The sequence below is a fragment of the Streptomyces sp. NPDC107538 genome (assembly GCF_055657445.1).
The window spans coordinates 22,897-35,172 of sequence record NZ_JBVKAY010000004.1; the positions used below are offsets into that span (position 1 = coordinate 22,897).

Annotated in this window: 10 protein-coding genes and 2 pseudogenes; 7 read left to right on the forward strand and 5 right to left on the reverse strand. The window is 71.2% G+C overall.

Annotated features, from left to right (window positions below):
• Window positions 1-51: 51 nt before the first annotated feature.
• The gene (locus tag ACZ7MG_RS14645; protein ID WP_471395885.1) at window positions 52-987 is read right to left on the reverse strand and encodes a LysR family transcriptional regulator; all 936 of its coding nucleotides are present in this window, start codon (window positions 985-987) and stop codon (window positions 52-54) included.
• A gap of 99 nt (window positions 988-1,086) precedes the next feature.
• On the opposite strand from ACZ7MG_RS14645, the gene ACZ7MG_RS14650 reads away from it, so the two are divergent.
• Window positions 1,087-2,013 (forward strand): DMT family transporter, encoded by a 927-nt coding sequence (locus ACZ7MG_RS14650; protein ID WP_471395880.1) that lies wholly within the window; start codon window positions 1,087-1,089, stop codon window positions 2,011-2,013.
• A gap of 176 nt (window positions 2,014-2,189) precedes the next feature.
• On the opposite strand, the gene ACZ7MG_RS14655 is transcribed toward ACZ7MG_RS14650, so the two are convergent.
• A complete protein-coding gene (locus ACZ7MG_RS14655) occupies window positions 2,190-5,201 on the reverse strand; it encodes a bifunctional [glutamine synthetase] adenylyltransferase/[glutamine synthetase]-adenylyl-L-tyrosine phosphorylase (protein ID WP_471380523.1) in 3,012 nt (1,003 codons plus the stop codon).
• Between the two features lie 201 nt (window positions 5,202-5,402).
• Here ACZ7MG_RS14655 and ACZ7MG_RS14660 point away from each other — a divergent pair, with 201 nt between their 5' ends.
• Window positions 5,403-5,837 (forward strand): hypothetical protein, encoded by a 435-nt coding sequence (locus tag ACZ7MG_RS14660; RefSeq protein ID WP_471380521.1) that lies wholly within the window; start codon window positions 5,403-5,405, stop codon window positions 5,835-5,837.
• 86 nt (window positions 5,838-5,923) lie between these two features.
• A pseudogene (locus ACZ7MG_RS14665) lies at window positions 5,924-6,202 on the forward strand (pyridoxamine 5'-phosphate oxidase family protein); the annotation flags it as partial.
• 41 nt (window positions 6,203-6,243) lie between these two features.
• Here the strand turns inward: ACZ7MG_RS14665 and ACZ7MG_RS14670 are convergent.
• Window positions 6,244-7,545, reverse strand: coding sequence for an RNA-guided endonuclease InsQ/TnpB family protein (locus ACZ7MG_RS14670; protein ID WP_471380520.1), 1,302 nt, complete (start codon window positions 7,543-7,545; stop codon window positions 6,244-6,246).
• A 258-nt stretch (window positions 7,546-7,803) separates the two neighbouring features.
• Between ACZ7MG_RS14670 and ACZ7MG_RS14675 the strand changes: the two are divergent.
• A pseudogene (locus tag ACZ7MG_RS14675) lies at window positions 7,804-8,022 on the forward strand (pyridoxamine 5'-phosphate oxidase family protein); the annotation flags it as partial.
• 33 nt (window positions 8,023-8,055) lie between these two features.
• On the forward strand, window positions 8,056-8,511 hold the full coding sequence (locus ACZ7MG_RS14680) for a VOC family protein (protein ID WP_471380519.1): 456 nt from the start codon (window positions 8,056-8,058) through the stop codon (window positions 8,509-8,511).
• A gap of 41 nt (window positions 8,512-8,552) precedes the next feature.
• On the opposite strand, the gene ACZ7MG_RS14685 is transcribed toward ACZ7MG_RS14680, so the two are convergent.
• The gene (locus ACZ7MG_RS14685; protein WP_471380518.1) at window positions 8,553-9,032 is read right to left on the reverse strand and encodes a hypothetical protein; all 480 of its coding nucleotides are present in this window, start codon (window positions 9,030-9,032) and stop codon (window positions 8,553-8,555) included.
• A 66-nt stretch (window positions 9,033-9,098) separates the two neighbouring features.
• On the reverse strand, window positions 9,099-10,460 hold the full coding sequence (locus tag ACZ7MG_RS14690) for a glutamine synthetase family protein (protein WP_471380516.1): 1,362 nt from the start codon (window positions 10,458-10,460) through the stop codon (window positions 9,099-9,101).
• Window positions 10,461-10,852: 392 nt separating this feature from the next.
• On the opposite strand from ACZ7MG_RS14690, the gene ACZ7MG_RS14695 reads away from it, so the two are divergent.
• Both ACZ7MG_RS14695 and ACZ7MG_RS14700 read left to right on the forward strand, forming a co-directional pair.
• Complete coding sequence (locus tag ACZ7MG_RS14695; RefSeq protein ID WP_471380515.1) at window positions 10,853-11,518, forward strand: DUF3105 domain-containing protein; 666 nt, start codon at window positions 10,853-10,855, stop codon at window positions 11,516-11,518.
• A gap of 72 nt (window positions 11,519-11,590) precedes the next feature.
• Window positions 11,591-12,211 (forward strand): DUF305 domain-containing protein, encoded by a 621-nt coding sequence (locus ACZ7MG_RS14700; protein ID WP_471380514.1) that lies wholly within the window; start codon window positions 11,591-11,593, stop codon window positions 12,209-12,211.
• Window positions 12,212-12,276 lie beyond the last annotated feature (65 nt).

Below are 12,276 nucleotides of genomic sequence, written 5' to 3' on the forward strand. Positions count from 1 at the left end.
GGGGCGCGGGGAACCGCGCGAGAAGCCCCCACCGGACCCGCACCCGACACCTCACGTGCCCTGGGTGTCGACGGCGGGTGCCGGTCGCCGGGACCGCGAGGCGTCGGCCGCTTGCCTCAGCGCTCTGACGAACGTGCGCAACGCGGGCTGCGGCGGGGCCGTCTCGCGTACGGCCGCGTGGATCGAGCGCCGGGGCTCCGGGCCGGTGAACCGGCGTACGACGACATCCGGATGCGGGCTGCCCAGGCCGAGGCGGGGGACGAGGCCGACGCCCAGTCCGGCGGCCACGAAGCCCTGCGCGGTCGCGTAGTCCTCGCTCTCCACCGCGAACCTGGGCCGGAACCCGGCCTCCGCGCACGCCTCCAGCTGGGCGTCCAGGCACGGCCCCGGCCACTCGCTGCCCACCCACGGCTCGTCGGCGAGATCGGCCAGCGCGAGGGCGGGCCGGTCGGCGAGGGGGTGCGCGGCGGGCAGGACGGCGAAGTAGGTGTCGTCGAGCAGATGCAGCAGCCGTACGCCCTCGGGGTCGGCCCCGCGCGGCCGTACGACGAGCGCGAGGTCGGCGCGGCCCTCCTTGACGGCCGGGAGCGGGTCGTCGGGGTCGATGAGCTTCAGCTCGATCCGTACGCCGGGGTGCTCGGCGCGCAGCCGGGCGACGGCGGGGGCCACGAGAGGGGCGCCGGCCGTGGCGAAGTAGCGCACGGCGAGCCGTCCGGTGCGGCCCGCCCGCAGATCGGCCAGCGCGGTCTGCGCCTCGGCGACCTGCCGCCCGATGGTGCCCGCGTACTCGGTGAGCAGCAGCCCGGCCTCCGTGGGCCGCACCCCGCGCCCGACCCGCTCAAGGAGCGCGGTCCCGGCCTCCTTCTCCAGCGCGGCGATCTGCTGGCTGATCGCGGAGGGGGTGTAGCCGAGGGCGGTCGCGGCGGCCGTCACCGAGCCGCTGGTCACCACGGTCCTGAGCACCTGCATACGCCGCACGTCGAGCATCATGCGGCCATCCTAACCGGCATCTTTAAGGTCAGCTTAAAGCTACGTGTACGATCTTTCGCTTGTCCTTACGTGTGCGGGTGCCGGACCGTGGAGCACATGCCTCTCGCGTCCACACTCCGTATGGCCGTCCTCGCCCTGCTCTGGGGCTCCGGCTTCCTCTGGATCAAGCTCGCTCTCAACCACGGCCTGTCCCCGCTCCAGATCACGGTCACGCGGTGCGCGCTGGGCGCGGGGGTCCTGCTGGCGGTGGCCCTCGCCGCCCGCCAGCGGCTGCCGCGCGACCGGCGGACCTGGGGCCATCTGCTGGTGGCGGCCTTCTTCTGCAACGCCCTCCCGTTCGCGTTGTTCAGCATCGGCGAGCAGACCGTCGACTCGGGCACGGCGGGCGTCCTCAACGCGACGACCCCCCTGTGGGCCCTGCTCCTGGGCCTCCTCCTCGGCACCGACCGGCCCCTCTCCCCCGCCCGCCTCACCGGTCTGCTGCTCGGCTTCGCCGGAGTGCTGCTGATCTTCGCGCCCTGGCAGCGGGCGGGGCTGATGAGCGGGGGCGCGCTCGCGCTGCTCGGGGCGGCCGTGAGCTACGCGGTGGCCTTCGCGTACATGGGCCGCCATCTGACCGGCTCGGACGCCCCGCTCGCCGTCTCCGCCGCGCAACTCCTCACGGCGACGGGGTGGGCGGCGCTCGCCCTGCCCGCCGGGAACTCCGGTGCGGCCGGGCCGGACCTGACCGCGCTCCTCGCGGTCACCGTCCTGGGGATCTTCGGCACCGGCGTCACCTTCTACCTCAACTACCGCCTGATCGCCGACGAGGGCGCGACGAACGCGGCCACGGTCGGGTACCTGCTGCCGGTCGTCTCGGTCGCCCTGGGCGCGCTGTTCCTCGACGAGCGGGTCGGGGTGCGGGTGGTCGTGGGGATGGGGGTGGTGCTGGTGGGGGTGGCGCTCACGCGGGTGCGGCGGGCGCCGGGCCGTACGTGGCTCGGGCGGACGCCGGTGCCCGCCGGCGAGGCGGTGCGGGGCTGAGGGGTGCGTGGTCGGCTGCGGGTCCGGTGGGGGCTGGTCGCGCAGTTCCCCGCGCCCCTGAAAAGCAGGGGCTGCGCCCCGTGCTTTTCAGGCCCGCAGGGGCCTGTGTCTTTTAGGGGCGCGGGGAACTGCGCGAGAAGCCCCACCGGACCCGCAGCCGACCACTCACCGAAGTGTCATCCCCCGTAGAACAGCTCCTCCACCACCGCCCGCGCCCGCCGCGTGATCCGGCGGTAGTCGTCGAGCATGTCGCCGACGTGGCCGGGCCCGTACCCCAGGTAGCGGCCCACGGCGGCGAGTTCGCGGCCGTGGGAGGGGAAGGTGTCGCCCGCGCGGCCACGGACGAGCATCACGGCGTTGCGCACGCGGGTGGCGAGGACCCAGGCCTCGTCCAGTGTGGCCGCGTCCTCCGTGCTCACCAGGTCCGCCGCGTGGGCGGCGGCCAGGGCCTCGCGGGTGCGGGTCGTGCGCAGGGCCGGCTCGCGGTGGCCGTGCTGGAGCTGGAGGAGCTGGACGGTCCACTCGACGTCGGACAGACCACCGCGGCCGAGTTTGCTGTGCAGGGTCGGGTCGGCGCCGCGCGGCAGCCGCTCCGACTCCATACGGGCCTTGAGGCGCCGGATCTCGCGTACGGCGTCGTCGGCGAGCCCCTTCGCCGGATAGCGCAGCGGGTCTACGAGATCGATGAAGCGGCGGCCCAACTCCTCGTCCCCGGCGACGGGTTCGGCGCGCAGCAGGGCCTGCGACTCCCAACCCAGCGACCAGCGGCGGTAGTAGGCCTCGTACGACTTCAACGTCCGTACGAGCGGCCCAGACTTGCCCTCCGGGCGGAGGTCGGCGTCGATGAGGAGGGGCGGGTCGGCGCTCGGGAGCTGGAGCAGACGGCGCATCTCGGAGACGACCTTGTTCGCGGCGCGGGCCGCCTCCTGCTCGTCGGCGCCCTCCCTCGGCTCGTGGACGAAGAGGACGTCGGCGTCGGAGCCGTAGCCCAGTTCATGGCCGCCGAAGCGGCCCATGCCGATCACGGCGAAGCGGGTGGGGAGGGTGTCGCCCCAGCCGTCGCGGACCACGGCCCGCAGGGTGCCCGCGAGGGTCGCGGCCGTGAGGTCGGAGACCGCGCCGCCCACGAGGTCGACCAGGGCGCCCTGGTCGGCGGTGGCCGGGGACGCCTCGGTGCCGTAGGAGCCGACGATGTCCATGGCGGCCGTACGGAAGAGTTCGCGGCGGCGGACTCCGCGTGCCGCCGTGACGGCCTGCTGGGCGCCGTCGGCGCGGCGGACGGCGGCCAGGATCTCCTGCTCCAGGTGGGCGCGCGTGCGCGGTTCGAGCCCGCCGACACCACCGGCGACGCCGTCCCCGTCGCCGAGGAGCGAGACCGCCTCGGGGGCGCGCATCAGGAGGTCGGGGGCGAGGCGGCCGGCGGACAGGACCCGGGCGAGGTTCTCGGCGGCGGCGCCCTCGTCGCGCAACAGCCGTAGGTACCAGGGGGTTCGGCCGAGCGCGTCCGAGACCTTGCGGAAGTTGAGCAGGCCCGCGTCCGGGTCGGCGGAGTCCGCGAACCAGCCCAACAGGACGGGCAGCAGCGTGCGTTGGATGGCCGCCTTGCGGGAGACACCCGAGGCCAGCGCCTCCAGATGGCGCAGGGCGGCGGCCGGGTCGGCGTAGCCGAGGGCGACGAGGCGCTCGCGGGCCGCGCCCGCGCTCAACTTGGTCTCGCCGGGCGCGAGTTGGGCGACGGCGTCGAGCAGCGGACGGTAGAAGAGCTTCTCGTGCAGCCGGCGTACGACGGCCGCGTGGCGCCGCCACTCGCGGTTCAGCTCGGCGACCGGGTCGGTGCGCAGGCCGAGCGAACGGCCGATGCGCCGCAGGTCGTCCTCGTCCTCGGGGACAAGGTGGGTGCGGCGCAACCGGTAGAGCTGGATGCGGTGTTCCATCGAGCGCAGGAAGCGGTACGCGTCGTCGAGCTGGGCCGCGTCGGTCCGCCCCACATAGCCGCCGGCGGCCAGCGCGCCCAGCGCGTCGAGCGTGGTCCCGCTGCGCAGCGACGTGTCCCCGCGCCCGTGCACCAGCTGCAGCAGCTGCACGGCGAACTCGACGTCCCGCAACCCGCCCGGCCCGAGCTTGAGTTGGCGGTCGATCTCGGCGGCCGGGATGTTCTCGATCACCCGGCGCCGCATACGCTGCACATCGGGGACGAAGTTCTCCCGCTCGGCGGCCTTCCAGACCAGTGGTTCCAGCGCGGTGATGTACGCCTCGCCCAGGTCGAGGTCGCCCGCGACCGGCCGGGCCTTCAGCAGCGCCTGGAACTCCCAGGTCTTGGCCCAGCGTTGGTAGTACGCGAGGTGGCTGCTGAGGGTGCGGACGAGCGGGCCGTTGCGCCCCTCCGGCCGCAGATTGGCGTCCACGGGCCAGATGCTGCCCTCGACGGTCGTCTCGGAACAGATCCGCATCATGTGCGAGGCGAGCCGGGCGGCGGCCCGGATCGCCTGCTGCTCGTCGGCGCCGTCCGCCGTCTCCCCGACGAAGATGACGTCCACGTCGGAGACGTAGTTCAGTTCGTGGCCACCGCACTTGCCCATCGCGATCACCGCCAGCCGGCACAGCGCCGCGTCCTCCGGGGCGGCGGCGCGGGCGATCGCGAGCGCGGCACGCAGCGTGGCGGTGGCCAGGTCTGCCAACTCGGCCGCGGCCTGGGCGACATCGGTCGTCCCGCAGACGTCACGGGCGGCGATCGACAGCAGACAGCGGCGGTAGGCGACGCGCAACGAGACGGGGTCGACGGCCTCCGCGAGGCCCCGCTCGAACTCCTCGACCCCCGGGTGCAGATCCCGCGGCTCGTACGTCACGAGCGCCTGCCAGTCCTGCGCGTGCCGGGCCAGATGGTCACCGAGCGCGGCGGACGCGCCGAGCACCCCCAGCAGCCGGTCCCGCAGCGGCTTGGCCGCTATCAGCGTGTCCAGCACCGCCCGCCGCGCCGTACGGTCCGGCTGCGCCTCCAGCATCCGTACGAGACCCAGCAGCGCGAGGTTGGGGTCGGCGGTCGCCCCCAGCGCGTCCAGCAGCACCGGGTCGTCGCGTACGGCCGACAGCTCCTCGCTCTCCAGCAGCCGCTCGGCGGCGCTCGGATCGGTGAAACCGTGCCGCAGCAGTCGCGAGAACGTGCTGCTCCTGCGCCCCGGCGTCATCATCCAGGCCTCCCGTCGGATCGAGCCCGCTCATCGAGCCCGCTCGTCGATCGCTGCGGTCGTCCGCCCACCCGATCGCCCGAGTCCATCGATCAAGGTCGTACGGGCATGAGCCTAACCGGAGTGCCCGGGGCTGGCGCCGGCCGGCCGAAGAAGACTGTCCCGGCGGGCCCTGTCCGCCGGGTTCACGACTACGCTGCCGAAGTGGCCGATGAAGAGGGTGGCGGGGGCGACGGGGGCGGCTCGGCTCGGCGCCGTACGTGGGCGGAGGCGGTGTCGTCGGAGGCGGTGGCCTCCATGGTCCTGCTGGAACTGGCCGCTCTCGTCCTGTACGCGGTCGTCGCGCTGGTGGGACGGCTCTTCGGATGGTGGCCCGACCCCTTTCTCGCGGCGCTCACGGCGAGCATGGCCGCGGTCGGGCCCACGGCCGAGCTGTACCACGGGGGGCGTCCGCCGCGCCGGCTCGCCGTCGTCGCGGCCGTGGTGACGGTGGTCGTGGTGAACCTGCTCGGGGCCGTGGCCGCGAACTGGGCCCTGCCGCCCTCGGCCGACCCGGGCATCGCCCTCCTCGTCGGCTATCTGGTCGCGCTGCCGGTAGGGGTGGCGGTGCTGGCCCGGTTCGTCGACCCGGCGGGATGAGTTTCCGGGCCCCGCGGAGTCTGCCCTGTGAGGACGCCTGTGCTCACCGCCAGGCCCCGGCGACAGGAAGTGACCCCATGACCCCCATGTCGAACCCCGGCACCCCCCAAACCCGTCTCGACCCCCACTACAGCGACCCCTCCGCCGCCCCGGTCCCCTGGCCGGAGGCCGAGGCGCGGCTGGCCGGGGCCGAGTTGTTCTGGATCTCGACGGTGCGGCCGGACGGGAGGCCGCATGTGACGCCGTTGCCCGCGGTGTGGTCGCAGGGGGCGCTGCATTTCTGTACGGGGCCGGAGGAGCGCAAGGCGAGGAATCTCGCGGTGAACCCGCAGGTCGTGCTGACGACCGGCACGAACTCCTGGGACGGACGAGGGCTACGACCTGGTGTTGACATCCTCCCCCTCCCCTAAAAGAGGGCGATTCCAACCCACATGGGTTGAGGTTCACGGGTGTTCGAACGGCCGGTGGCCGTTGTCACCCCTCCGGCACCGGCTGTCCGCCGGGGGCCGGGGATCCCGCCCTGTCCTGCCGCGACGTTGATACTGGCGTTGGTGTCCGCGTTGCAGATGAAGCCACAGGAGGAACAGACGAACCCGGCTTGGCTCTTGCGCGAGTTCTTGTCGATCCATCCGCAGGCACTGCACCGCAGAGACGTGTAGGGGGCGGGAACGTCCTCGACCCGGCCGGGGGCCTTGTGCCCGGTACGCTGCCGCAGCAGACCCCAGCCCTGGGCCAGGATCGCCCGGTTCAGGCCGGACTTCTGCGCCACCCTCCTGCCGGGCTGCTCCACGGTTCCCTTCGCGGAACGGGTCATCGTCTTGATGTTCAGCTTCTCGAACCGGACCAGGTCATAGGAGCGGGCGAGCATGGTGCTGGTCTTCTCGCACCAGTCCTTACGCCGGTTCACCTCCCGCGCCTTGAGCCCGGCCACCTTCGCGTACTCGGCCGCCTTGGCGTCACTGCCCTTCGGGGCTCTTGCCGCGCGCCGCTGGTGTTTGCGGATCTGGGCGCGTTCCTTGACGGTGAGCTGAGGGCAGTTCAGCCTCCGGCCGTCGGAAAGAGCGGCAGTGATCGTGACACCCCGGTCGATGCCGATCACCGTACCCGTGCCGGGCGCTGGGACCGGATCGGGGACGACCGCGAACGCGATGTGCCACTGCCCGTTGCGGAAGGTGACCCGGAACGTCTTGGCGTCGGGCAGCTTCGCGCCCTTGCCTTTGGCGCTGAGGCGGAAGCGGACCCAGCCGCAGCCGGGCACCTTCACCTGTGCCCACCGCCGGTTCAGCTTCTGCACGACCACCGAGCGGCCCATGACCTGTCTGCCGGTCTTCGCGTTCAGCTTCGCCGACCCGTCCGCCTCGTATTCCGGTACGCGGTCGGTGCCGATGACCCGGAAACCCTCGTGCACATGCTTCCTGCGCCAGGTCGGCTCTCCGAACCCCGACGTGAAACGGGCGTTCTTGGCCCGGGAGAAGTCCTTGAGCGCCTGCTGCTGCACATCCGCGTTCCCCGAACCCAGCCACGCGTTCTCCCGCCGCGCCTCGGTGAGCTGACGGCACTGCTCCGCGAAACCGGGCGCGCTCTTGCGCCACCGCCGCCAGTGCGCGTGCTGCTCGACCGCGAGGTTCCACACGTACCGCGCGTGCGCGCAGTGCGTGAGCATCTGCTCGGCCTGCGCGCGCGACGGATACATCCGGAAACGTGACATGCCACGAACCTAGGCATCCCGTTCCCCTCCCGACCACGACTTCGACCAACATCACCCGTGAGAGTGACCAGCACGCCTTCGCCTTCCAGGGCAACCCCCGACCCACCGACACCACGAACAGCCCAGGCCCGCCCTGACCGCCCCCTCTCCCCAGGCGCCGTATCGCCCTGACGGCGATGCGGCTTCCCTCGCCCCGCTACGCGGGAGCGGGCATTCACCCCGGACCTGAAGGACCGGGCACCCTGCCCGACAAGCAAGGTGGAGAGCGAGGCCGTACGCGTCGCGGAGGACGGGCGGCTGCGGGAGCTGGCCGCCGCGTGGGAGGCGAAGTACGGCAGTTTCTGGCACTTCGACGTACGGGACGGGTGTTTTCAGCACGGCGCGGGACGGGCTTTCGTCTTCTCGGTGGCGCCCGCCACGGTTTTCGGCTTCGGTAAGGGAGAGCCGTTCAGCCAGACGCGCTGGCGGTTCGGCTGAACGAAGATGTACCGGCGACTTGGAGGACCAGGGATGCAGTACACCCTCGAAGTGATTCCGCTGCCCGTGAGCGACATCGACCGGGCCCGGGACTTCTACCGGGACAAGGTCGGGTTCCATGTCGACATCGACCAGGAGGTCATGCCGGGCATGCGGATCGTCCAGCTGACTCCCCCGGGTTCCGGCTGTTCGATCGCCCTCGGCGACGCCATCTGGGACATGGCCCAGGGTGCCAAGCCGTCCCCCGGCGACTACCAGGGCCTCCAGCTCTGCGTCGCCGACATCAAGGCCGCCCACGCCGAACTCCGCGAACGCGGCCTCGACGTCTCCGAACCCGTCCAGTACGCCCCCGACGACGGCGCCACCTTCATGTACTTCAAGGACCCGGACGGCAACGGCTGGGCGATCCAGGAGTACCGACGCCGGGTCACGGAACCGCTCCACCGGGTACTGGCGGACCTGGCGGAAGCGGCGGAGAAGCGGGGGTAGGCCCATCCCTGGGGTCACGCTCGCCGGAGCGGGCCCGCGGCTCAGGCCCTGCCGAACAGGTACATCCCGACGATCTTGCCCTTGATCGCCACCCGCTGCCCCGACGACATCCACTTGTCCCGGGACTCCTCGCCGAGCTGGACGTAGAGGTACTGGGCGGTGTGCAGCCGCCAGCCCACGTCCTCGATCCGCGACAGCAGGTCACTGCGGGGATGCTGTGGCGACCCCAGGTCGTCGGTCCTGGCCCCGGGTCGGCCCTGGACCTGGACCTGGACCTGGGCCGGCATGCCCAGGTCCAGCCCGGTGGCGCCGTACGGATTCAGCCCTCCGGCCTCACGCCGATCGATCTCGGTCTCGAACCAGCCGTCACCGCGCTCGAACGCCGCTCGTGCCTGTTCGAGTATGGGCTGCCACTGGCTCTCCCCGTACTCGTCCCGCTGCCGGACGGCCTCCGCCTCCCGGGCCTCCCCCTGGGCCGCGAACTCCGCCTGCCGGCTCTGCCATCGCTCCTGGAACCCCATCGGTTCCCCCCTCACACTCCGGGCAAGGCCCCGGTCACCACGATCCGGGGCCCACCGCACCGGGATCTACAGCACCGGCAGGTTCTTCCGCAGCTCGAACGCCGTGACCTCGCTGCGGTACTCCTCCCACTCCTGGCGCTTGTTGCGCAGGAAGAAGTCGAAGACGTGTTCGCCGAGGGTTTCGGCGACGAGGTCGCTGCGTTCCATGAGGGAGAGGGCCTCGCCGAGGTTCTGGGGGAGCGGCTCGATGCCCATCGCGCGGCGCTCCCCGTCCGAGAGGGCCCAGACGTCGTCCTCGGCGCCCGGCGGCAGCTCGTAGCCCTCCTCGATGCCCTTGAGGCCGGCGGCCAGGAGCATGGCGTAGGCGAGGTAGGGGTTCGCGCCGGAGTCCAGGGAGCGGACCTCGACGCGGGCCGAGCCGGTCTTGCCGGGCTTGTACATGGGGACGCGGACCAGGGCGGAGCGGTTGTTGTGGCCCCAGCAGATGTACGAGGGGGCCTCGCCGCCGGCGCCCGCCGTGCGCTCGGAGCCGCCCCAGATGCGCTTGTAGGAGTTGACCCACTGGTTGGTCACGGCGGCGATCTCGGCCGCGTGCTTCAGCAGGCCCGCGATGAAGGAGCGGCCGACCTTGGAGAGCTGGTACTCCGCGCCGGACTCGTAGAACGCGTTCCGGTCGCCCTCGAAGAGGGAGAGGTGGGTGTGCATGCCCGAGCCCGGGTGCTCGGAGAACGGCTTCGGCATGAAGGTCGCCTGGACGCCCTGCTCCAGCGCCACCTGCTTCATGACCAGGCGGAACGTCATGATGTTGTCGGCGGTGGAGAGCGCGTCGGCGTAGCGGAGGTCGATCTCCTGCTGGCCGGGGGCGCCCTCGTGGTGGGAGAACTCGACCGAGATGCCCATGGACTCCAGCATGGTGATCGCCTGGCGGCGGAAGTCCATGCCGACGTTCTGGGGGGTGTGGTCGAAGTAGCCCGAGTTGTCGGCCGGGGTCGGGCGGGAGCCGTCCGTCGGCTTGTCCTTCAGCAGGAAGAACTCGATCTCGGGGTGGGTGTAGAAGGTGAAGCCCAGGTCGGATGCCTTGGCCAGGGCCCGCTTCAGTACGTAGCGCGGGTCGGCGAAGGACGGGGAGCCGTCCGGCATCAGGATGTCGCAGAACATCCGGGCGGTGCCGGGGGCCTCGGCGCGCCAGGGCAGGACCTGGAAGGTCGACGGGTCCGGCTTGGCGATCATGTCGGATTCGTACACCCGGGCGAAGCCCTCGATGGCCGAGCCGTCGAAGCCGATGCCCTCATCAAACGCCTGTTCCAGCTCGGCGGGGGCCACGGCGACGGACTTCAGGAAGCCCAGCACGTCCGTGAACCACAGGCGTACGAAACGGATGTCGCGCTCCTCCAAGGTACGGAGCACGAACTCCTGCTGCTTGTCCATCTTCCGCTTCCACCCATTCCTTGCTGGTCAGGCCGCCTTGCTCCCGAGCCACGGGAGGCGGTCGGGCACCTGAGCATCCCACCACAACACCATTTCAGGCGCGTTGCGCACCTTGATCGGCAGACCGGCGTCCAGTCGAACGCCCGGCGTACGGCAGGTGTACCTCCCGGTCCGCGGGAGTACCTCGCGCTGCTGCCGTTCAACCGCTCTGCCGCCCATATTGCCTGCTCGCGCCGACATCCGTAACGCCCGTGTCGTTCCGTGGGCGGACCACGGCGCCGGCGAGGCAGCATGGGAGGCGGGATCCCTCGTTTACGAGAGGGAGTGGATCAAATTACGATCAGTCGATCCGACCGTCCCATCCGACCCATCCCCCACTAAGGACACACCCCATGGCCGCCAAGACCAACAGCAGCGCGGAGCGCAAGGCGCGCATCGAGGCGATGCGTCGCGCCGAGCGTTCCCGTGAGCGCCGGAACCGGATCCTCACGATCGGCGCCAGCGTGCTGATAGTCGCCGGTCTCGTCGTGGGCGGGACGGTCCTGATCCGCTCGCAGTCCGACGACGGCGGCAGCGACAGCGTGGCCAGTGACTCCAAGTCCTCGGGCAAGTGGGAGACCGGGTCGGACGGCGTCAAGACCTGGAGCACCAAGCTCACCCAGAACCATGTCACCAAGACCGTGAAGTACCCGATGGAGCCCCCGGTGGGCGGCGACCACAACCCGGTCTGGCAGAACTGCAACGGCGACGTCTACGACAAGGCGATCAAGAACGAGAACGCCGTGCACTCCCTGGAGCACGGCGCGGTCTGGGTGACGTACAACAGCAAGGCCTCCGAGGCCGACGTCAAGGCGCTCGCGGAGAAGGTCAAGAAGACCCCGTACACGCTGATGAGCCCGGTCGACGACCAGAAGGACCCGATCATGCTGAGCGCCTGGGGCCACCAGCGCACGGTGACGAGCGCGAGCGACGCGAACGTCGACAAGTTCTTCGAGACCTACGTCCAGGGCGAGCAGACGCCCGAGCCGGGTGCCGCCTGCACCAACGGCGTCTCCTGACGGCCGCGCGTGACGACCGACGAGACGAATGACGCGACGACCGACGACGGCGGCACTGGCACAGTGGGAAGCATGAAGCACATCGGTTGGATCGCCTCCGGGGCCGCGGCGGTGCTCGTCGCGGCCGGGGCGATCACGTACGCGGTCGCCGACGGTGACGAGTCCGGGCTGAAGGCCCCGGCCGCCGACTCCGCCGACGCGGGGTTCGCCCGGGACATGGCCGTCCATCACCAGCAGGCCGTCGAGATGTCGTACATCGTGCGCGACCGCACGGACGACGAGGAGGTCCGGCGGCTCGCGTACGACATCGCGCAGACGCAGGCCAACCAGCGCGGCATGATGATCGGCTGGCTCGATCTGTGGGGCCTGCCGAAGGTGTCCTCGCAGCAGCCGATGGCCTGGATGGGCATGGAGGGGATGGCGTCCGGCGAGGACGGTTCGCTGATGCCGGGCATGGCGACCAACGCCGAGATGGACAAGCTGGGCAAGCTCAACGGCAAGCAGGCCGAGATCTTCTTCCTCCAGCTGATGACCGACCACCACAAGGGCGGCATCCACATGGCGGAGGGCTGTGTCTCCAAGTGCACGGTCGGCGTGGAGAAGAAGCTCGCCCAGGGCATGGTCAACGCCCAGGAGTCCGAGATCTCCCTGATGACGGGGATGCTCAAGGAGCGGGGCGCCGCGCTGCGGTGACCCGGTAACTCCTTGACCCGGTGATCCCTTGACCCGGTAATTCCTTTACGCGCACGGCTCCTTGG